General features: G+C 72.9%; 16 protein-coding genes. 8 read left to right on the top strand and 8 right to left on the bottom strand.

Features of this window, described 5'->3' with window-relative positions; genetic code table 11:
- Positions 1-79 precede the first annotated feature (79 nt).
- From ACFVGW_RS12470 to pepN, 3 genes are all read left to right on the top strand, one after another.
- On the top strand, positions 80-1,096 hold the full coding sequence (locus ACFVGW_RS12470) for an aspartate-semialdehyde dehydrogenase (protein ID WP_385851933.1): 1,017 nt from the start codon (positions 80-82) through the stop codon (positions 1,094-1,096).
- 157 nt (positions 1,097-1,253) lie between these two features.
- Positions 1,254-2,462 (top strand): TerD family protein, encoded by a 1,209-nt coding sequence (locus ACFVGW_RS12465; protein ID WP_385851932.1) that lies wholly within the window; start codon positions 1,254-1,256, stop codon positions 2,460-2,462.
- A 52-nt stretch (positions 2,463-2,514) separates the two neighbouring features.
- Complete coding sequence (pepN, locus tag ACFVGW_RS12460) at positions 2,515-5,088, top strand: aminopeptidase N (protein ID WP_385851931.1); 2,574 nt, start codon at positions 2,515-2,517, stop codon at positions 5,086-5,088.
- Between the two features lie 152 nt (positions 5,089-5,240).
- Here the strand turns inward: pepN and alc are convergent, their stop codons facing one another.
- From alc to ACFVGW_RS12440, 4 genes are all read right to left on the bottom strand, one after another.
- Entirely contained in the window at positions 5,241-6,377 is a 1,137-nt protein-coding gene (gene alc / locus ACFVGW_RS12455) for an allantoicase (protein WP_385851930.1), read from the bottom strand.
- 90 nt (positions 6,378-6,467) lie between these two features.
- Positions 6,468-7,388: a LysR family transcriptional regulator gene (locus ACFVGW_RS12450; RefSeq protein ID WP_385851929.1), complete on the bottom strand. Its 921-nt coding sequence runs from the start codon at positions 7,386-7,388 to the stop codon at positions 6,468-6,470.
- 35 nt (positions 7,389-7,423) lie between these two features.
- Entirely contained in the window at positions 7,424-8,356 is a 933-nt protein-coding gene (locus ACFVGW_RS12445) for a DMT family transporter (protein ID WP_385851928.1), read from the bottom strand.
- Positions 8,357-8,380: 24 nt separating this feature from the next.
- Entirely contained in the window at positions 8,381-9,313 is a 933-nt protein-coding gene (locus ACFVGW_RS12440) for an EamA family transporter (protein WP_385851927.1), read from the bottom strand.
- Between the two features lie 153 nt (positions 9,314-9,466).
- On the opposite strand from ACFVGW_RS12440, the gene ACFVGW_RS12435 reads away from it, so the two are divergent.
- Positions 9,467-9,982 (top strand): MarR family transcriptional regulator, encoded by a 516-nt coding sequence (locus ACFVGW_RS12435; protein WP_352192385.1) that lies wholly within the window; start codon positions 9,467-9,469, stop codon positions 9,980-9,982.
- A 109-nt stretch (positions 9,983-10,091) separates the two neighbouring features.
- Here the strand turns inward: ACFVGW_RS12435 and ACFVGW_RS12430 are convergent, their stop codons facing one another.
- From ACFVGW_RS12430 to ACFVGW_RS12420, 3 genes are read right to left on the bottom strand one after another with little or no spacing between them, the layout of a single operon-like run.
- Positions 10,092-10,328 (bottom strand): hypothetical protein, encoded by a 237-nt coding sequence (locus ACFVGW_RS12430; RefSeq protein WP_383229215.1) that lies wholly within the window; start codon positions 10,326-10,328, stop codon positions 10,092-10,094.
- 20 nt (positions 10,329-10,348) lie between these two features.
- Positions 10,349-12,433, bottom strand: coding sequence for a 4-alpha-glucanotransferase (gene malQ / locus ACFVGW_RS12425; protein ID WP_385851926.1), 2,085 nt, complete (start codon positions 12,431-12,433; stop codon positions 10,349-10,351).
- Positions 12,434-12,479: 46 nt separating this feature from the next.
- A complete protein-coding gene (locus ACFVGW_RS12420; RefSeq protein WP_385851925.1) occupies positions 12,480-12,737 on the bottom strand; it encodes a hypothetical protein in 258 nt (85 codons plus the stop codon).
- 223 nt (positions 12,738-12,960) lie between these two features.
- Here ACFVGW_RS12420 and ACFVGW_RS12415 point away from each other — a divergent pair, with 223 nt between their 5' ends.
- A complete protein-coding gene (locus ACFVGW_RS12415) occupies positions 12,961-16,026 on the top strand; it encodes a beta-N-acetylglucosaminidase domain-containing protein (RefSeq protein ID WP_385851924.1) in 3,066 nt (1,021 codons plus the stop codon).
- A 46-nt stretch (positions 16,027-16,072) separates the two neighbouring features.
- On the opposite strand, the gene ACFVGW_RS12410 is transcribed toward ACFVGW_RS12415, so the two are convergent.
- Complete coding sequence (locus ACFVGW_RS12410) at positions 16,073-16,636, bottom strand: HNH endonuclease (RefSeq protein ID WP_385851923.1); 564 nt, start codon at positions 16,634-16,636, stop codon at positions 16,073-16,075.
- A gap of 214 nt (positions 16,637-16,850) precedes the next feature.
- Here ACFVGW_RS12410 and ACFVGW_RS12405 point away from each other — a divergent pair, with 214 nt between their 5' ends.
- The 3 genes from ACFVGW_RS12405 to ACFVGW_RS12395 all read left to right on the top strand — a co-directional run bounded on the left by ACFVGW_RS12405 (position 16,851) and on the right by ACFVGW_RS12395 (position 20,766).
- Complete coding sequence (locus tag ACFVGW_RS12405) at positions 16,851-17,954, top strand: mechanosensitive ion channel family protein (protein ID WP_385851922.1); 1,104 nt, start codon at positions 16,851-16,853, stop codon at positions 17,952-17,954.
- 191 nt (positions 17,955-18,145) lie between these two features.
- The gene (locus tag ACFVGW_RS12400) at positions 18,146-19,360 is read left to right on the top strand and encodes an ROK family protein (RefSeq protein WP_383293913.1); all 1,215 of its coding nucleotides are present in this window, start codon (positions 18,146-18,148) and stop codon (positions 19,358-19,360) included.
- A gap of 68 nt (positions 19,361-19,428) precedes the next feature.
- On the top strand, positions 19,429-20,766 hold the full coding sequence (locus ACFVGW_RS12395) for an ABC transporter substrate-binding protein (RefSeq protein ID WP_385851921.1): 1,338 nt from the start codon (positions 19,429-19,431) through the stop codon (positions 20,764-20,766).
- The last annotated feature ends 13 nt before the right edge of the window (positions 20,767-20,779 follow it).

Below are 20,779 nucleotides of genomic sequence, written 5' to 3'. Positions count from 1 at the left end.
ACAATGGATTGGACAAGGCGGGCCGGGACATACGCATCATGGACGGCAGCAGCCTGCACAAACGTACGGAGGAGTCCCCGTGAAGGTCGGAATCGTCGGAGCCACCGGTCAGGTCGGCACAGTCATGCGCAGCATCCTGGCCGAGCGGAAGTTCCCTGTCGACGAGCTGCGGCTCTTCGCCTCCGCCCGCTCCGCCGGCACCGTCGTCGACGGGGTCACGGTCGAGGACGCCTCCACCGCCGACTACACCGGCCTGGACATCGTCCTGTTCTCCGCCGGCGGCGCGACCTCCAAGGCGCTCGCCGAGAAGGTCGCCTCCCAGGGCGCCGTCGTGATCGACAACTCCTCCGCCTGGCGCCGCGACCCCGAGGTCCCGCTGGTGGTCTCCGAGGTCAACCCGCACGCGATCAAGGACCGCCCCAAGGGCATCATCGCCAACCCGAACTGCACCACGATGGCCGCGATGCCGGTCCTCAAGCCGCTCCACCAGGAGGCCGGCCTGACCGCGCTGGTCGCCACGACCTACCAGGCCGTCTCCGGCTCGGGCGTCGCGGGCGTCGCCGAGCTGCGCACCCAGGCGTGCGCGGTCGCGGAGACCGCCGACCAGCTGGCGTTCGACGGCGGGGCCGTGGAATTCCCCGAGCCCGCCGTCTACAAGCGTCCGATCGCCTTCAACGTGGTCCCGCTGGCCGGCTCGATCGTCGACGACGGCACGTTCGAGACCGACGAGGAGCAGAAGCTCCGCAACGAGTCCCGCAAGATCCTGGAGATCCCCGGGCTGAAGGTCTCCGGCACCTGCGTGCGCGTCCCCGTCTTCTCCGGCCACTCGCTGCAGGTCAACGTCCGCTTCGAGCGTCCGATCAGCGTCGAGCGCGCCTACGAGCTGCTCGGGGACGCCGAGGGCGTCGAGCTCTCCGAGATCCCGACCCCGCTCCAGGCGGCCGGCAAGGACGCCTCGTACGTGGGCCGCATCCGGGTGGACGAGACGGTCGACAACGGGCTCGCGCTCTTCCTCTCCAACGACAACCTGCGCAAGGGCGCCGCGCTCAACGCGGTGCAGATCGCGGAGCTGGTCGCGGCGGAGCTGAAGGGCTGACGCCGTTCCGTACGGGAAAGGGGGCGGCCGTCCGGGAGGGCGGCCGCCCCCTTTCGTCGGCCTCCCGCGCGGTCCGACCCCGTCGTCCCGTGGTCACGGTCCGGCGGAATTCGGACAACGCGTTCGAAGCCGGGCCTCCGGGTGACAGGATCCGACCATGACCCAGCTGCCCATGGGTGCCGACCTCCCGGTGCCCGCCCAGGCCCTCCAGGTCGCGGTCACCTGGCAGACCGTCCCCGGCGCGCCCGAGGTGGACGTCTCCGCGCTGCTGCTCGACGGCGGCGGACGGGTGCGGGGGGATTCGGACCTCGTCTTCTACAACCACACCGCGCACCCCTCCGGCGCGGTACGGCATCTGGGGAAGTCGGCTCCGGGCGCCCCGGGCAGCGCGGCCGCGGACTGGCTGTGGCTGAACCTCGCGCGGGTGGAGCCGGGGGTGGACCGCGTGCTGGTCGCCGCCTCGGTGGACGGCGGCTCCTTCGGGCAGGTGCGGGGCCTGGACATGCGGGTCACGGACCTCTCGTGCGCGCCCGTCGCGTATGTCGTGGCCGGGGAGGCGACGACCGAGACGGCGTTCGTCCTCGGGGTCTTCCACCGGCGGGAGGGCGGGTGGCGGTTCCGCGCGGTGGGGCAGGGGTACGGCTCCGGTCTGGCCGGGCTCGCGACGGACTTCGGCATCGTGGTCGAGGCCCCGCCGGCCCCGATCCCGGGCCCGGGCTACATCCCGCCGCCCGTGCCCGTCCGTCACCAGGGGTACGGGGCGCCCGCGCCCGCGGTCACCGCGCGTGCGGTGGCCGATCCCTTCTCGGTGACCTTCCGGCCCTCCGTCCACCAGGGGCGCGGCAAGGAGACCGTGCGCTGCGACCCCGCCCTTCCGCCCGGCTGCTGGGCGCTCCTGGAGATCGAGTCGTACCACTCGATCTCCACCACCATCGAGTCCTGCGACGCCCACGGCCGCGTCGAGGACTTCCTGCTCATGGCCTACGAGGACGACGTCCGCGCCCGTACCGTCGCCGTCGTCCCACCGGACCGGCCGCTGACACTGCGGGTCGACGCGGACACCCCCTGGACCCTGCGCGTCCTCCCGCTCGCCCACGCCCGCCGCTTCGACAGCCATATCGAGGGCCACGCCCACGACCTCGTCGTCTACGACGGGCCGCCCGGTGTCCTCGACTTCTCCCACCACGGCGAGTCGAACGTCACCGTCCACCGGCACACCCCCGCGCGCGAGCCCGAGTACGACGCGGAGGACCAGGAGCTCCTCGTCGACGCGATCGGCGAGGTCCGTGTCAGCGCGCCCGTGACCGGTCCGGGACTGCTCCGGATCAGCGGCGACGGACCGTGGAGATGTGCGATGCGGCGCTGAGGTACGGCGTGGAAGGATGAGCCAAACATCACGAAACCGAGGAGTTGACCGGGTGCCTGGCACAAACCTGACCCGTGAAGAGGCGCAGCAGCGGGCGAAGCTGCTGACCGTGGACGCGTACGAGGTCGACCTCGACCTCTCCGGTGCGCAGGAGGGCGGCACCTACCGGTCCGTCACCACCGTCCGCTTCGATTCCGCCGAGGCCGGCGCGGAGACCTTCATCGACCTCGTCGCCCCCGCCGTGCACGAGGTCGTCCTCAACGGCCACGCGCTCGACGTCGCCGCCGTCTTCCGGGACTCGCGGATCGCCCTGGCCCATCTGCTCCAGGGCCGTAACGAACTCAAGGTCGTCGCGGACTGCGCGTACACCAACACGGGCGAGGGTCTGCACCGGTTCGTCGACCCGGTCGACGAGCAGGCCTACCTGTACACCCAGTTCGAGGTGCCGGACGCCCGGCGCGTCTTCGCCTCCTTCGAGCAGCCGGACCTGAAGGCGACCTTCCAGTTCACCGTGAAGGCGCCCAGCGGCTGGACGGTGATCTCCAACTCGCCGACGCCGGAGCCCAAGGACGACGTGTGGGTCTTCGAGCCCACCCCCCGGATCTCGACGTACATCACCGCGCTGATCGTCGGGCCGTACCACTCGGTGCACTCCTCGTACGAGAAGGACGGCCAGACCGTTCCGCTCGGCATCTACTGCCGTCCGTCGCTGGCCGAGTTCCTCGACGCGGACCACATCTTCGACGTCACGCGCCAGGGCTTCGACTGGTTCCAGGAGAAGTTCGCGTACGACTACCCCTTCGCCAAGTACGACCAGCTCTTCGTGCCGGAGTTCAACGCGGGCGCGATGGAGAACGCGGGCGCGGTGACCATCCGCGACCAGTACGTCTTCCGCTCGAAGGTGACGGACGCGGCGTACGAGCGCCGGGCCGAGACGATCCTGCACGAGCTGGCGCACATGTGGTTCGGCGACCTGGTCACCATGGAGTGGTGGAACGACCTGTGGCTGAACGAGTCGTTCGCGACCTTCACCTCGGTCGCCTGCCAGGCGTCCGTGGAGGGCACCCGCTGGCCGAACGCCTGGACGACGTTCGCCAACGCGGAGAAGACCTGGGCGTACCGCCAGGACCAGCTGCCGTCCACGCACCCGATCATGGCCGAGATCAACGATCTCGAGGACGTGCTGGTCAACTTCGACGGCATCACCTACGCCAAGGGCGCCTCGGTCCTCAAGCAGCTGGTGGCGTACGTCGGCCAGGACGAGTTCTTCAAGGGTGTGCAGGCGTACTTCAAGGCGCACGCCTTCGGCAACACGCGTCTGACCGACCTGCTGGGCGCGCTGGAGGAGACCTCCGGCCGTGACCTGAAGGTCTGGTCGAAGCTGTGGCTGGAGACGGCCGGCATCAACATCCTCCGCCCGGAGATCGAGACCGACGAGAGCGGCGTCATCACCTCGTTCGCCGTCCGGCAGGAGGCTCCGGCGCTGCCCGCGGGCGCCAAGGGCGAGTCGACGCTGCGTCCGCACCGGATCGCGATCGGCTTCTACGACCTGGACGCGGCCGGCAAGCTGGTCCGCTCCGACCGCCTGGAGCTGGACATCGAGGCGGCCGAGCTGACGGCCGTACCGCAGTTCGCGGGCAAGCAGCGTCCGGCGGTCGTGCTGCTCAACGACGACGACCTGTCGTACGCGAAGGTCCGCCTCGACGAGGTGTCGCTGCAGAACGTGACCGCGCACCTCGGTGACTTCGCCGAGTCGCTGCCGCGCGCGCTGTGCTGGGCGTCGGCCTGGGACATGACGCGCGACGGCGAGCTGCCGACGCGCGCCTATCTGGACCTGGTCCTCTCCGGCATCGCCAAGGAGAGCGACATCGGTGTGGTGCAGTCGCTCCAGGGCCAGGTGAAGGCTGCCCTGGAGCTGTACGCGGCGCCGGAGTGGCGCGACGCCGGGCTGGCCCGGTGGACGGACGCGACGCTGGCGCACCTGCGCGCGGCGGAGCCGGCGAGCGACCACCAGCTGGCGTGGGCGCGGGCCTTCGCCGCGACGGCCCGCACGCCGCAGCAGCTGGACCTGCTCGCGGCGCTGCTGGAGGGCGGCGAGACGATCGAAGGCCTCGCGGTCGACACGGAGCTGCGCTGGGCGTTCGTGCAGCGGCTCGCGGCGACCGGCGTCTTCGACGAGCCGGAGATCGCGGCCGAGCTGGAGCGGGACCGCACGGCGGCGGGCGAGCGGCACGCGGCGACCGCGCGGTCGGCCCGTCCGACCGAGGCGGCGAAGGCGGAGGCCTGGGCGTCGGTCGTGGAGTCCGACAAGCTGGCGAACGCCGTGCAGGAGTCGGTGATCGGCGGCTTCGTGCAGACCGACCAGCGTGAGCTGCTCGCCCCGTACACGGCGAAGTACTTCGCCTCGATCAAGGGCGTCTCGGAGACCCGCAGCCACGAGATGATCCAGCAGATCGTGGTCGGGCTCTACCCGGCGATCCAGGTCTCGCAGGAGACGCTGGACGCCACGGACGCCTGGATCGAGGCGAACGACCCGGCGCCGGCGCTGCGTCGCCTGGTGACGGAGTGCCGCGCGGGCGTGGAGCGCGCCCTGAAGGCGCAGGCGGCGGACGCGGCCGCCGCGTGACCGCGGACGCACGGCGCCTGACGGTTGACGGCTGACGGCTGACGGCCGGCAAGACGAAGGGGCACCCTCCCCCACGGAGGTGCCCCTTCGTCCGTTTGGGTCCGCTCGGCGGGCGGGCGTCGGCGCGCGGCCGCCCGCCGGGCGGAGGCTCGTCAGCCTCCGAGCGCCGCGTAGCGGGCCCGCAGGTCGGCCGCGCCCTGCTCCGTGAGCGCGCCGTGGAGGCGCATCCGGGCGACGCCCCCGTCGGGGAAGGCGTCGAGGCGGACGTGGGTGACCACGGCCTGGGCGGGGAGCTTGAAGCGGTGCAGGGTGTCGGGCTGCAGCCGGGTCCGCGGGATGATCTCGAACCACTCGCCGTTCTCGCCGTTGCGCCCCTGGAGCGCGATCCAGCCGGCCGAGTTGCCCTTGAGGTACGCGGTGTCGATCTCGACGGCGCGTACGGCTCCCTGCGCGGCGAGCCGGAAGCGGACCCAGTCGTTGGTGCCGCGGACCCGGCGGCGGCGGTTCTCCCAGCCGTCGTCCATCTTGCGGGAGGTGCCGGGCAGGATGATCTGCGTCGGCGACGAGTAGAACTTGTCCGACGCGTCCTCGTACACCCCGCCGTTGAGCACGGCGATCAGGTCGAGGGTGCCGAGCAGCTCCAGCCACTCGGGGTCCGGCACGACCTCGCCGTGGACGCGCAGGCGCGCGATGCCGCCGTCGGGGTGCTGGCAGATCCGTACGTGGGTGAAGCGGCGCTCGGCGTCGATCTCGAAGCCGTTGGCGGCGTGGCCGCGGACGGGGGTGGGCGGGACGAGCTCCTCCCACTTCACGTCGTCGGCGAGCAGCTGCTCGGGGCTGGGCGACCCTTCGGCGGCGGTGGCCTGGACCGAGACGCGCTGCGGGTAGTTGCCGCGGAAGTGGGCGGTGTCGACGACGATGCCGCGGATCACGCCGGGCGCGCCGAGGCGGACGATCGCCCAGTCGTGGTCCTCGGGGGCGGGGAAGACGTTCTCGGCGTCGGCGCCGCGGCGTCGGCGGGTCTCCCAGCCGTCCATGATCTTGCCCTTGTGGCCGAAGTGCTCCGGGTCGAAGACGGCGCGCTCGCGGACGAGGAGGTTCTCGCGCTCGGCGAAGAACTCGTCGTTGGCGGCGACGACACCGGCGCCGAGGCGGCGGTCGGCCAGGTCGACCAGTTCGGTGAACGAGAAGTCACCGGTGCGGTAGTCGGCATACGGGTCGCCGCCGGAGTACGGGGCGGCGTCGTTGGCGTGCGGGTCGGCGGTCGCGGCGTTCTCGTCGAGGCTCATGGAACGACTGTGCGGCCTGGGCCGCGACCCGGTCCATCGAATGTTTTCGACAGATACTTTCAGCTGAGCTGAATGATCCGCGCGATGGCACTACTGGACGGTCTCGCGCTGGACGGCCGCCTGCCGGAGCGCGGCGAGCACCCGGGCCACGGCGGCGCCCTCCTCGGCCCCGCGCCGTACGGCCGCGACGACATGGCGGCGCGGCTGGTCGGCGGAGAGGACCCGCATGACGATCCCGCGCTCGCCACGGCGCTCGGCGGAGGCCATGCGCGGCACCAGGGCGACGCCCATCCCGGCCTCGACCATGGCGAGGATGGCGGTCCAGCCGGCGGCGCTGTGGGCCTGCTCGGGCACGAACCCGGCGGCCTCGCACGCGGCGGTGGTGATCTCGGACCAGGGGCCGGAGCCGCCGAAGATCCAGGGCTCGGCGGAGAGGTCGGCGAGCCGCAGCCCGGGCGCGTCGGCGAGCGGATGCCCGGCGGGCAGGGCCACGTCGAGCGGGTCGGCGAGGAGTGGGACGCGGCTGTACTTGGGGTCGCGCGCGGAGGGGGCGTGGGCGGCGAGCGAGAGCGCCAGGTCGACGTCGCCGGCGGTGAGCAGTTCGTACGCCTCCGCCGCCTCGGCCTCGCGGACGCGGATGTCGAGTCCGGGGTGGGCGGTCCCGAGGTGCTGTACGGCGGGGACGACGAGGGCGGGCACGGCCGTGGAGAACGCGGCCACCCGCACCTGCCCCGCCTCGCCGCGGAGATAGCCGTCGAGTTCGGCGTCGGCGCGCTCCAGCTGGGCGAAGACGGCCTCGGCGTGGCGGAGCACGAGATGCGCGGCGTCGGTGAGCCGGACCCGGCGCCCGTGCGCCTCCAGGAGCGGGACGCCGAGCTGTTTGGCGAGGTTGGTGAGCTGCTGGGAGACGGCCGAGGGGGTCATGAGCAGCGCCTCCGCCGTGGCGGTGACGGTGCCGCGGTCGCGGAGGGTGCGGAGGATCTGGAGCTTCTTGATGTCCCACTCGGTCATGGGGCGCAACCTACCGGGGGCCACGGCCGGACCGCTCACCCGCGGGGGCGCGCACTGCCCAGGGCCACTCCACCCAGGATCAGGGCCATGCAGGCGGCTCCCAGGAGGCCGAGTTCCTCGCCGAGGAGGGCGTACGAGAGCAGGGCCACGCAGACCGGCTGGAGGTAGTAGACGACTCCGGCGCGGGCCGCGCCGATCAGGGTGATCGCCTTGTTCCAGGCGAAGAAGGCGACGGCGGAGGAGAAGACGCCGACGTAGAGCAGGGGGCCGACCGTGCCGGGCCCGGGCTCGAAGCCGCCCTGGACGGCGAGGCTGACGCCGTAGGCCGGGAGCAGCATCAGGGCGCCCAGTACGAAGGTCGTGAAGAGGAAGGCCAGGGCGCCGATCCCGGCGGGCTTGCGCCTGAGCAGGGCGCTGTACGCGGCGAAGGACAGGGCGGCGCCGAACATCCACAGGTCGCCCGCGGTGAGGTCGGCGGCGAGCGAGCCCCTGCCGACGAGGAGCAGGACTCCGAGCGCCGCGACGAGCATCCCGACGGTGCGGCGGGCGCCGAGGCGTTCGCCTCCGAGCCGGGAGAAGAGCGCCATGATCACCGGGGACGCGGCCATGATCATGCCCATGTTGGAGGCGGAGGTGGTGAGTCCGGCCTGGTGCACGAGGGTGTTGTAGAGGGCGACTCCGAAGAGCGAGGCGAGCGCGATGTAGCCGAAGTGGCTGCGGATCAGGTGCCGTTGCCGCCACGCCTGTCGGGCCGCGAGCGGGGCGACGGCGAGGAGGGCGATGACCCAGCGCCAGAAGACGGCCTGGACGGGCGGGACGGAGTCGGCCATGTCCCGGGTCGCCACGAAGCTGCCGGACCAGACGACCGTGGCGAGGAGCGCGAGGAGCAGCCCCACGCCCGCGCCCCGCGCGAGGACGCGCGGGGCGGCGGTGGGCCGGGTGGGGCGGACGCGGGCCAGGAGTGCCACGGTGATCCTCTCGGTCGGTGAGGTCTACCGTCGCACCGGAGAAACCTCCAGGTCCATCGAAAGTTTCTGACCATTCCGTTCAGTCGAACTGAACGATTGGGGGGTACGGGGGCCGAGCTGGCCGACCAGGGTGGCACCGAAGGCGATCGCCATGCCCACGAGCTGGACGGGGCCGAGGGCCTGTCCGAGCGCCACCCAGCCGACGACGGCCGCGGTGATCGGGGACAGCGGACCGAGGAGGGTCACCGAGGAGGCGCTCAGCCGCTCGATGCCGCGGAACCAGAGGAAGTAGGAGATCGCGGTGTTCCCGAAGGCGAGGTAGGCGTAGCCGAGCAGGCTGCTGGAGTCCAGAGCGGGCGGCGCACCTTCCACCAGGGCGGCGACGGGCAGGATGATCAGGCCGCCGGCGGTGAGCTGCCAGCCCGTGAGCGCCAGCGCGCCCACCCCTTCGGGCCTCCCCCAGCGCTTGGTGAGGACGACACCGGCCGACATCGACAGCGCCGACAGCAGCCCGGCGATCACCCCGGCCAGATCGAGCGCGGCGCCCGCCTTCAGGACGACGAGGCTGACCCCGAAGGCGGCGGCGACGGCGGTGAGCAGGGAGCGCGCGGTGGGCCGGTCACCGAGGAGCAGCGCGGCCAGGCCGACCACGAAGAGCGGGCCGACGGAGCCGACGACGGCCGCGACGCCGCCGGGGAGCCGGTACGCGGCAAGGAAGAGCAGAGGGAAGAAGGCGCCGATGTTGAGGGCTCCCAGGACCGCGGCCTTCCACCACCAGGCGCCCCGCGGCAGCTTGCGGGTGAGGGCGAGCAGCAGCAGTCCGGCGGGCAGCGCGCGCATCAGACCGGTGAAGAGCGGCCGGTCGGGCGGCAGGAACTCGGTGGTGACGAAGTAGGTGGAGCCCCAGGAGATCGGGGCGAGCGCGGTCAGGGCGACGACGGCGGCCTTGCGGGACATGACAGGTCCCCCCTTGGTTCCGGAGTGGGTCCGAGTGGCTTGGCACTAAGTAGCTTACTCGTAAGCTACTTGTTCGCAAGAGGCTTTTCGGTAAGCGTCTTGCTTCTCAGTCACTTACTTGCCGTCGAGTCGATCGGTGAGGAGACTGCCGCCATGGACAGCACCGAACCCCCCGCGCACGACGCCGTCGACGCGATCGCCGACCAGTGGGCGGCGGTCCGCCCCGACCTGGACACGCTCCCCATGGCCGTCTTCGGGCGGATCTACCGGCTGGCCGCCGGGATGCGCGGCCGGGTCGACAAGGCGTACTCCCCCTACGGAGGCATGTCACTCGGCGAGTTCGACGTCCTGGCGACGCTGCGCCGCTCGGGTGAGCCCTACACCCTCTCGCCGCGCGAGCTCACCGCCACGCTGATGATCACCACGGGCGGGATGACGGGCCGTCTGGACAAGCTGGAGAAGGCGGGGCTGCTCAGCCGCAGCCCCGACCCGAACGACCGGCGCGGGCTGCGGGTGACGCTCAGCGAGCACGGGCGCGAGCTGGTGGACCAGGCCGTGGGCGCCGGGCTCGCGCAGCAGCGGGAGGCCCTGGAGGCCGCGCTCACGCCCGAGGAGGCGGAGCAGCTGGCGGGCCTGCTGCGCCGGCTCCTCGCGACCACGGTCGCGTGAGGGCCGGCCCTGTGGACACGGCCGCGCGCAGGCCGGCCGTGTGAACGCACACGAGGGCGCCGCGCCGGTACGCGTGTACCGGCGCGGCGCCCTCGGAAGCTGCGGGGACCTAGGCCTTCTTGGGGCGGTCGGACTTGTCGAGCACCATCACCAGACCGGCGATCACCAGGAACAGCACGATCGGCGCGGCCACGAAGAGACCGAGGGTCTCGGCGACACTCAGCTTGGGGGCCGGGTCGTCACCGTCGTCGCGGGTGAGCGCGAGCGCGGGGGACGACATGAGCAGCATCATCAGCGTCGTACCGGCCGCGACAGCACCGGCGCGCAGGGCGTTCTTCTTGTCCACGGTGCAAACGTAGCGAACACCTAAACGGGCCGCGCGCCCGGGGGTGCCGTACGGACGTCCCCCGCCGGCCCGAAGACCGCGAGCAGCCGGTGCAGCCGGGGCGAGGCGGCCAGCTCCTCCAGGGTGAGCGGCTGGCCCTCCGGGCCCGCCACCGGAAGCCGCCAGTTCGGGTACTGGTCCCAGGTCCCGGGCAGGTTCTGGGGCCGCCGGTCCCCCACCGCGTCCGGCAGCCACACCCCGACCATCGTGGCCGGCGTCCGCAGCAGGAACCGGTGGACGGCCCGTACCTCGGCCTCCTCGTCGCCCGGGCCCTCCGGAAGCAGCCCGAGCCGCTCCAGGTACGTCAGCCACTCGCCGACCTCGGCCGTGTCCCGGGCACGCTCGCGCCCCAGGTCGCCGGTGAGCAGCCCGAGCCGGTGGCGCAGGGCGACGTGGTCGCCGGAGAGGCGCGCGGCGGTGGAGGGGAGGTCGTGCGTGGTGGCGGTCGCCACGCAGTCGGCGCGCCACTCCTCCGGGGCCAGCGGCCGGCCCGTGCCCGACCAGTCCCGTTCGAACCAGAGCACGGACGTGCCGAGCACCCCGCGCCGGGCGAGCTGTTCGCGCACCCCCGGCTCGACCGTGCCGAGGTCCTCCCCGATGACGACCGCGCCGGCCCGGTGCGCCTCCAGGGCGAGGACCGCGAGCATCGCCTCGGAGTCGTGCCGGACGTACGTGCCCTCGGTGGGCTCGCGGCCCTCCGGGACCCACCAGAGCCGGAACAGGCCCATCACATGGTCGATGCGGAGCGCGCCCGCGTGGCGCAGCAGCTCCCTCAGCAGACCGCGGTACGGGGCGTAGCCGGAGGCGGCGAGGGCGTCCGGGCGCCAGGGCGGCAGACCCCAGTCCTGGCCGCGGGAGTTGAAGGCGTCGGGCGGGGCGCCGACCGACATCCCGGCGGCGAAGGCGTCCTGGGTCGCCCAGGCGTCGGAGCCGTCGGGATGGACGCCGACCGCGAGGTCGTGGACGATCCCGACCGGCATCCCCGCCTCCCGCGCGGCCTCGCTCGCGGCCGCCAGCTGGCGGTCCGTCAGCCAGGCCAGCCGGCAGTGGAAGTCGACCCGGTCGGTGAGCTCGTCGTCGGCGCGGACGGCCGCGGCGGCGGTGCGGGGGTCGCGCAGCTCCTCGGGCCAGGACCGCCAGTGGTGTCCGTGGCGCTCGGCGAGCGCGCAGTAGGTGGCGTGGTCCTCCAGGGCGCGGCCCCGCTCGGCGAGGAAGTCGTGGTACTCGGCGCGTCTGCCCGGGCCGAGCTCCACGGTCCGTACGAGCTCCAGGGCGCGCCTCTTGACCTCCCACACCGCGTCCCGGTCGATCAACGCGCCCTTGCGCAGGACGCGTTCGCGCAGCTCGGCGGCGTCCCCGAGGATCGCGTCGAGCGCGTCGCGGTGGCGCGGGCCGACGAGGCCGAACTCGGGGATGTCCTCGATCCGCAGATGGACCGGGTCGGGGAAGCGGCGGGAGGAGGGGCGGTACGGAGAGGGGTCGGTGGGCGCGCCCGGCACGGCCGAGTGCACCGGGTTGACCTGCACGAAGCCGGCGCCGTGCGACCGGCCCGCCCAGGTGGCCAGTTCGCGCAGGTCGCCGAGGTCGCCCATGCCCCAGGAGTGGGCGGAGAGCACCGAGTACAGCTGGGCGAGCAGCCCGTACACGCGCCCCTCGTGCCGGGGCACGCGCGCGGGGGCGACGATCAGCGTGCTGGTGCCGCCGCGCCCCTCGGGGTCCCTGGCCTCGACCTGGTGGACGCCGAGCGGCAGGTCCTCCCAGTAGTCCCCCTCGACGACCTCGCCCGACTCGGTCGTGACCCGCAGCCGGGTGCCGGGCGGGAGGTCCTGGGGCGGCCGGACGGGGGTGTCCCGCCAGAGCACGAGCGTGGCCGGGAGCAGCCGTTCCCGCTCGGCCCGCAGCGCCGCTTCGAGGGCGACGGCGACCGCCTCCGGTGTGCCGGCGTCCACGTCGAGGGCGGCGAGCACGGTCACGACGGTGGCGTCGGGCACCTGGACGGTGACGCCCGCGGAGGGCTCGTACGCGGTGGCGACGCCATGGAGGGCGGCGAGGCGGGCCAGGGTCACTTCACACTCCAGAGGTCTGGGACGGCGGTGGCGGCCGGCCCCGCGGTCACACTCCGGGGGACTCCGTGCCGCCCGTGAGGCCGGGGGCGGTGGGTTCGCTGGTGAGCGGCGCCGTCGTCGTCAGAGGCGGCTCACTGGTGAGAGGGGCCGCCGAGGTCAGCGGCGGCTCGCTGGTCAGGGGGGCCGCCGAGGTGAGAGGCGGCTCGCTCGTGAGGGGGACTGCGTGGGCGAAGGGCGGCTCGCTGGTGAGCGGGCCCTGTTTCAGCTCGGTTATCTCGGGGGCGTGGGGGGCGGTCGTGGTCACGGGGGGTCTCCCGGTTTCGTCTCGACAGGTGGAACGACGTAGCCCTACCCACCGCACCCCGTTTTACCGGCGGAACTTGGCGATCCACCGCCACCTCGCCGGAAGGCCCCCGGGCAAACCCGACACTTCGGCCACGCGCATTGACACCCCCGGCGGACGGGTGGTGGGCTCGTGACCCACTCGTGACCCAGAGGCGGCGTCACCGACAGGAGAGAGGGGCCCCGTGCACCTCCGACGCAGGAAGCGGACCGCGACGGCCGTGGCCGCCGCGGTGATCGGCGGGCTCCTCGGCAGCGGCCTCACCGGCGCCGCCCAGGCCGCCCCGGTCTCCCCCGTCACCACCCCTGACGTCCCGCAGAGCCCGGCCGGGCCCGAGGTGTGGCCCCGCCCGCAGTCGCTGCGTGCCGCCGGTCCCGCCGTGCCGCTGGGCGACGAGGTGACCCTGCTCACGGACGCCGACGCCGACCCCTACGCCGTCGCCGCGCTCCACGAGGTGCTGCGGGCGGCCGGGGTACGGACCGTCCACACGTCCCTGCCGGGCGGCGGGACCGTGATCCGCATGGGCCCGGCCGCCTCCCGGGCGGCACTGCGGGCGCTGCGCGTCGCCGAGCGGGCCGATCTGCCGCGCGGCGGCTACCGGCTCGCGACGGGCCGGTTCCAGGGCCGGGACACCGTCGCCCTGGACGGCGTCGGCGAGGACGGCCTGTTCCACGCCGTCCAGACGCTGCGTCAGCTGATCGACGGCGCTGCGGAGGACGAGCGGCAGATCCCCGGTGTCGTCGTCCGCGACTGGCCCGGCACCGCCGTGCGCGGCCTGACGGAGGGCTTCTACGGCCGCCCCTGGACCGGCGAACAGCGCCTCGCCCAGATCGACTTCATGGGCCGCACCAAGCAGAACCGGTACCTCTACGCGCCCGGCGACGACCCGTACCGCCAGACCCAGTGGCGCGACCCCTACCCCGCCGGGCAGCGCGCGGAGTTCCGCGCGCTCGCCGAGCGGGCCCGCGCCAACCACGTGACGCTCGCCTGGGCCGTGGCGCCCGCCCAGTCCATGTGTCTCGCCTCGGACGACGACGTGAAGGCGCTCACCCGCAAGATCGACGCGATGTGGGCGCTGGGCGTGCGCTCCTTCCAGCTCCAGTTCCAGGACGTCAGCTACAGCGAGTGGCACTGCTCGAAGGACGCGGACACCTTCGGGCGCGGTCCCGAGGCGGCGGCGACCGCCCAGGCGCGCGTGGCGAGCGAGGTGGCCCGTCATCTGGCCGCCCGGTACCCGGGCTCGGAGCCGCTCACGCTGATGCCGACGGAGTACTACCAGGACGGCGCCACCACCTACCGCACCGCGCTCGCCGCGGCGCTCGACGACCGGGTGCAGGTCGCCTGGACCGGCGTCGGCGCCGTCCCGCGCCGTATCACCGGCAGCGACCTGGCGGGCGCCCGGGACGCGCTGCGCCACCCGCTGGTCACGATGGACAACTACCCGGTCAACGACTACGCGCAGGACCGGCTCTTCCTCGGGCCCGCCATGGGCCGCGAGCCGGCCGTGGCGGCCGGCTCCGCCGCGTTCCTCGCCAACGCCATGGAGCAGGCCGCCGTCTCCCGGATCCCGCTCTTCACGGCCGCGGACTACGCCTGGAACCCGCGCGGTTACCGGCCGCAGGAGTCCTGGCGGGCCGCCGTCGACGAACTGGCGGGACCGAACCCGGCCGCCCGCGAGGCGCTGCGGGCGCTGGCCGGCAACGGCGCCTCGTCGATCCTCGACCCGGCGGGCGAGTCGGCGTACCTCAAGCCGCTGATGACGGCCTTCTGGAACAGCCGTACGGCCCAGGACGGAGCGGTGCGGGAGAAGGCGGGGCGCGAACTGCGGGCGGCCTTCACCGTGATGCGGGAGGCACCCCGGCGGCTCGCCGCGACGGCCGACGGCACCCTGGACGACGAGGTCGGCCCCTGGCTGGAGCAGCTGTCCCGCTACGGCCTCGCGGGCGAGACGGCGGTCGACATGGTCCTCGCCCAGGCCCGTGGCGACGGCGCCGCGGCCTGGCAGTCCCAGTTGCAGCTGGAGTCGCTGCGCGAGGCGCTCAAGGGGAGCGAGGTCACCGTCGGCAAGGGCGTCCTCGACCCGTTCCTCACCCGCGCGGTGACGGAGTCGGCGGCCTGGACGGGCGCGGACCGTGCGCGCCGCCCGGGCCGCACGGCGGACCGGGAGGGGGACGCGTACACGGTGCGCCTGGACCGCTCGCGGCCCCTGGAGTCGGTGACGGTGATGACGGAGCCCGGCTCGGGCGAGTCGGCGCGCGTGGAGGCGTACGTCCCCGGCGAGGGATGGCGTTCGCTGGGCCCGGTCTCCCCGACCGGCTGGACGCAGACCGACGTGAAGGGGCTGCGCGCGGACGCCGTACGGATCGCCTGGAACGGCGCGGACGGGCGGGGCGACCCGCGGGTGCGCTCCCTGGTGCCGTGGTTCGCCGACGAGCCGCCCGCCGAGCTCGTGCTGGCCCGCAGTGAGCTGGACGCCGAGATCGGCGGACCCGCGGGGCGCGTGGACGTGCGGCTGGTGGGCCGGAGCACCGACGAGGTGCGCGGGGCCCTGACGGCGCGGGCGCCGAAGGGGATCGGGGTACGGCTGCCCAAGGAGGCCCGGGTGCCGCGCGGTACGCGCGCGTCGGTCCCACTGGAGGTCTCGGTGGCGCCGGACGTGCCCGCGGGCTCGTACCAGGTCTCGGTGTCCTTCGCGGGCGAGGAGCGGATCCTGACGGTCCGCGCGTTCCCCCGCACGGCCGGCCCGGACCTGGCCCGTACGGCGGCGGCCTCGTCCTCCGGCGACGAGACCCCCGACTTCCCCGCCGCCCTCGCCCTGGACGGCGACCCGGCCACCCGCTGGTCCTCCCCGGCGGAGGACGGCGCCTGGTGGCAGATGGAGCTGGCGAGCCCGGCCCGGATAGGCCAGGTGGTCCTCCACTGGCAGGACGCGTACGCGTCCCGCTACCGCATCCAGGTCTCCGCCGACGGCCGCAACTGGCGCACGGCGGCGACGGTCGCCGAGGGCCGGGGCGGCCGCGAGAGCGTCCGCATGGACGCGGCGGACACCCGCTTCCTGCGCGTGCAGGGCGACCGGCGGGCGACGCAGTACGGCTACTCCCTCTGGTCGGTGGAGACCTACGCGGTGGCTCCGCCGGAGGAGCCCGTCACGCCCGGGGAGCCCGAGGAGACGGGGCGGCCCGAGCAGCCCCGGCAGCCGGAGCGGTCCGCGGACGGGTCACCCGCCGGCGGGTCGCCCGCCGACGGGTAGGGGGCGCGCCCGGCGGCGCGCCCCCTGAGTACGACGAAGGCCCGGCTCAACCCGTCTTCACGGCCCCCGTGGGGGTGGTGGAGACGGCGTCGATCCGGGCCATCACGTCGTCCGCGCCGTACGGCTGCAGGTAGGGCAGCCAGCGCGGGTCCCGGTGTCCGGTCCCGATGATCCGCCAGGCCAGACCGCTCGGCGGGGCGGGTTGATGGCGCAGCCGCCAGCCCAGCTCGCGCAGGTGCCGGTCGGCCTTGACGTGGTTGCAGCGGCGGCAGGCCGCCACGACGTTCTCCCAGGCGTGCGTACCCCCGCGGCTGCGCGGAATGACGTGGTCGACGCTGGTTGCGACGCCACCGCAGTACATGCAACGCCCGCCGTCACGGGCGAAGAGGGCTCTGCGGGTCAGAGGAACGGGCCCCCGGTAGGGGACCCGCACGAACCGCTTCAGCCGGACCACACTGGGTGCGGGGATGACGCGGGTCTCGCTGTGCAGGAAGGCGCCGGACTCCTCGAGGCAGAGTGCCTTGTTCTCGAGGACGAGGACGAGCGCGCGGCGGAGCGGTACGACGCCGAGGGGCTCGTACGACGCGTTGAGGACCAGGACATGCGGCACGGATGCCTCCTAATACGCCGGCGGCGCGTGGCTCGCGCCGGGACGAACTGCTCTCAGTCTCTCCTCATGCCTGGTCGGAGCGCCACCACGTACCGGTAACGGGCTCGAAGTGTTCTCGACCACATCGGCATCGTCTCCCGGTACATCCCCGCGTGAGGTCGGTCTCTCCCTCGAACAGGGCAACAGGAGCACACCCGATGCCCCGTTAGTGTGGATGTTCTGCGTACGCCACGCCTGGAGGTTCTACGTGTCCTGGTCCGCCCTGTCGGTCCTGTCGGCCGCCGACGATCCGCAGCAGGTCCCCGTCACTCTCGACGAGGCCGCGGAGAAGGCGACGAACGCCGCGGGCTGGGTGGAGGAGAACTGGTCCACCTGGCTGAACACCGGTCTGCGGATCCTCCTCATCCTGGTCGTCGCCCTGCTGCTGCGGATGGCGATCCGCCGCGCCCTGACGAAGCTGATAGAGCGGATGAACCGCTCCGCCCAGGCCGTGGAGGGCACCGCGCTCGGCGGACTGCTCGTCAACGCTGAGCGGCGGCGGCAGCGCTCGGAGGCGATCGGCTCGGTGCTGCGGTCCGTCGCCTCGTTCGTGATCCTGGGCACGGCGGGGCTGATGATCCTCGGCGCCTTCCAGATCGATCTGGCGCCGCTGCTCGCCTCCGCCGGTGTCGCCGGTGTGGCGATCGGCTTCGGCGCCCGGAACCTGGTCACGGACTTCCTCTCCGGCGTCTTCATGATCCTGGAGGACCAGTACGGCGTCGGTGACTCGGTAGACGCAGGCGTGGCCTCCGGCGAGGTCATAGAGGTCGGTCTGCGCGTGACGAAGCTGCGCGGCGTCGACGGCGAGATCTGGTACGTCCGCAACGGCGAGATCAAGCGGATCGGCAACCTCAGCCAGGGCTGGGCGACCTCGGCGGTCGACGTGACGGTCCGTCCGACGGAGGACCTGGACCGGGTGAAGTCGGCGATCGACGAGGCCACGGCGTCCATGGCGAAGGACGAGCCCTGGAACGAGCGGCTGTGGGGGCCGGTGGAGATCCTCGGTCTGACCGAGGTGCTCCTCGACTCCATGACCGTCCGGGTCTCGGCGAAGACGATGCCGGGCAAGGCCCTGGGTGTCGAGCGCGAGATGCGGTGGCGGATCAAGCGGGCGCTGGACGCGGCCGGCATCCGGATCGTCGGCGGTGTCCCGGTCCAGGCGGAGGAGTCCGCCGCGGACCCCACGGCCGGGATGGCGGCCCCCTCGGCCTTCGCCTCGTCCACCTCCCCACAGGGGATGGCCGCGAGCCCGCTGCCCAAGACGGACCTCGCCAAGTAGGAACTCCCGTCACGCCGTGTGACACGACACGCACACGCACCGTGCATGAACGACGCCCCCGCAGGTAACGCTTTGGTTGCCTTCGGGGGCGTCGCGCGTGCGGGGGTATTGACGCCCCCGCGACCCCCGTCCTACGGTCCTCCCACCCAATAGGAAACTTTCCTAACAGTGAGAGGGCGGGTGTATCCGACATGGCCGGTACGACCCCCGGCACCCCCGGCACCCCACGCGTGCTGCGGGCCATGAACGACCGCGCGGCCCTGGATCTCCTCCTGGAGCACGGAGCCCTCTCCCGCACCCGGATCGGCAAGCTCACCGGCCTGTCCAAGCCCACCGCCTCGCAGCTGCTCGCCCGCCTCGAAGCCGCAGGGCTCGTCGTCGCCACCGGGACCACGGCGGGCCGCCCGGGCCCCAGCGCGCAGCTGTACGCGGTCAACGCCCGGGCCGCCTTCGCCGCCGGACTCGACGTGACCCCGCGGCTGATCCGCGCCGCCGTCGCCGACATCAGCGGCGAGGTCGTGGGCGCCTTCGAGCTCCCCACCCAGGGCCGCGCGGCCGACGACGTCGTACGGCAGGTCACCACCGCCCTCGACGGCGCCGCCAAGGACGCCGGGATCACCCGGGCCGAGGTGCACCGGCTCGTCATCGGCACCCCCGGCGCCTTCGACCCGGCCACCGGGCGCCTGCGGTACGCCTCCCACCTGCCCGGCTGGCACTCCCCCACGCTCCTGGAGGAGCTGGCGGCCGCGCTGCCGATGCCGTTCGAGTACGAGAACGACGTCAACCTGGTGGCCGTCGCCGAGCAGCGCCTCGGCGCCGCCCGGGGCCACGAGGACTTCGTGCTGCTCTGGAACGAGGAGGGCCTCGGCGCCGCGCTCGTCCTCGGCGGCCGGCTCCACCGCGGTTTCACCGGCGGCGCCGGCGAGGTCGGCTTCCTGCCGGTGCCGGGCACCCCGCTCGTACGGCAGGTGACCAAGGCCAACTCCGGCGGCTTCCAGGAGCTGGCCGGCGCCCAGGCCGTGCCCCGGATCGCACGGGCCGAGGGCATCGAGACCCCCGACCGTCCGCACGTACCCGCCGCGTCCCGGCTGCTCGCCCATGCCGCCGCGCACCACGGCGACGACCCGCGGTACGCGGCGCTCCTCGACCAGTACGCCGAGCGCCTCGCCACCGGTCTCGCCTCGCTCGTCGCCGTACTGGACCCCGAGGTCGTCGTCCTGTCCGGCGAGGCGATCGTCAGCGGCGGCGAACCCCTGCGCGAGCGCGTCCAGGCCGAGCTGGCCGAACTCGCCGCCTCCCGGCCGCGGCTCGTCCTCGGCGGCGTCGAGCGGCACCCCGTCCTGCGCGGAGCCCTGGAGAGCGCGCTGGCCACCACCCGCGACGAGGTCTTCGACACGTCCCGCTAGCCCACGGAACCCGGGCGACCGAGCCCGGAGCGCCGAACACCTACCCCTCCGCCACAGGGAGTTCCGTCATGCCCGTACGCGCCCGCAGAGCCGCCGCCGCGCTCGCCGCCACCGCCTCGATCGCCCTTCTCGCCTCGGCCTGCACCGGCTCCACCGAGAACAAGGCGGGCGACGACCCGAACGCCGAGACCACGATCACCTTCTGGCACGGCTGGTCGGCGCCCTCGGAGGTGAAGGCGATCCAGGAGAACGTCGACCGCTTCGAGAAGGCCCACCCGAACATCAAGGTGAAGATCGTCGGCAACATCAACGACGACAAGCTGAGCCAGGCACTGCGCGCGGGCGGTTCGAACGGCCCGGACGTGGCCGCGTCCTTCACCACCTCCAACGTCGGCAAGTTCTGTCACACGGGCGCCTTCGCGGACCTCGAGCCCTTCCTGGAGAAGGACAAGGTGGACCTGGACAAGACCTTCTCGAAGGTGCTCCAGGACTACACCCGGTTCGAGGGCAGGCGCTGCTCGCTGCCGCTGCTCTCCGACGCGTACGGGCTCTACTACAACAAGGACGCCTTCAGGGCGGCCGGCATCACCGCCCCGCCGAAGACCTGGTCGGAGTTCACCGAGGTCGCCAAGAAGCTGACCAAGGAGAAGGGCGACAGCTACGAGCAGCTCGGCTTCATGCCGAACTACCTCGGCTACGAGACCGTCCCCTCCCACTACATGTCGCAGTGGGACCACACGTACTTCGACGGCAGCGGCAAGTCCAACCTCGCCAAGGACCCGGGCTTCGCCCGGATGCTGACGTACCAGAAGTCGCTGGTCGACGGCCTGGGCGGGTTCGCGAAGCTCGACAGGTACCGCACCACCTTCGGTGACGAGTGGGGTGCGAAGCACCCCTTCCACACCGGTCAGGTCGCCATGCAGCTCGACGGCGAGTGGCGGCTGAACTTCATCAAGGAGGCGAAGGTCGGCTTCGAGGTCGGCGTCGCGCCGCTGCCGGTCGCCGACGACGAGGTCGCCGAGTACGGCAAGGGCTACCTCTCCGGCACGATCATCGGCATCGCGCCGCAGAGCAAGAAGCAGAACGCGGCCTGGGAACTGATCAAGTACATGACGATGGACACCGAGGCCGTGGTGAACTTCGCCAACGGCATCGGCAACGTCCCCTCCACCCTGGACGCCCTGAAGTCGCCGAACCTGAAGGCCGACGACAATTTCAAGGTCTTCCTGCAGATCGCCCAGCACCCGGAGTCCTCGACCTCCGACGGCGCCGTGAACGGTTCCACGTACCAGGACACCTTCCAGGACTTCGCCCAGAAGTACGAGAAGGGCCAGGTCAAGGACCTGAGGAAGGGCCTCGAGGAAACGGCCGCGCAGATCGACCGCGACATCGCCCAGGCGAAGTAAGACCCGGGACCGG

The sequence above is a fragment of the Streptomyces sp. NPDC127129 genome, from assembly GCF_042671585.1.
Taxonomy (GTDB): domain Bacteria; phylum Actinomycetota; class Actinomycetes; order Streptomycetales; family Streptomycetaceae; genus Streptomyces.
This window is presented reverse-complemented; position numbering and strand designations above follow the sequence as displayed.

Excerpts from the sequence above, each read along its gene's own strand:
- ACFVGW_RS12465 (WP_385851932.1), top strand. The coding sequence starts at position 1,254 with ATGACCCAGCTGCCCATGGGTGCCGACCTCCCGGTGCCCGCCCAGGCC.
- alc (WP_385851930.1), bottom strand. The coding sequence starts at position 6,377 with ATGAGCCTCGACGAGAACGCCGCGACCGCCGACCCGCACGCCAACGAC.
- ACFVGW_RS12450 (WP_385851929.1), bottom strand. The coding sequence starts at position 7,388 with ATGACCGAGTGGGACATCAAGAAGCTCCAGATCCTCCGCACCCTCCGC.
- ACFVGW_RS12440 (WP_385851927.1), bottom strand. The coding sequence starts at position 9,313 with ATGTCCCGCAAGGCCGCCGTCGTCGCCCTGACCGCGCTCGCCCCGATC.
- ACFVGW_RS12435 (WP_352192385.1), top strand. The coding sequence starts at position 9,467 with ATGGACAGCACCGAACCCCCCGCGCACGACGCCGTCGACGCGATCGCC.
- ACFVGW_RS12405 (WP_385851922.1), top strand. The coding sequence starts at position 16,851 with ATGTTCTGCGTACGCCACGCCTGGAGGTTCTACGTGTCCTGGTCCGCC.
- ACFVGW_RS12400 (WP_383293913.1), top strand. The coding sequence starts at position 18,146 with ATGGCCGGTACGACCCCCGGCACCCCCGGCACCCCACGCGTGCTGCGG.
- ACFVGW_RS12395 (WP_385851921.1), top strand. The coding sequence starts at position 19,429 with ATGCCCGTACGCGCCCGCAGAGCCGCCGCCGCGCTCGCCGCCACCGCC.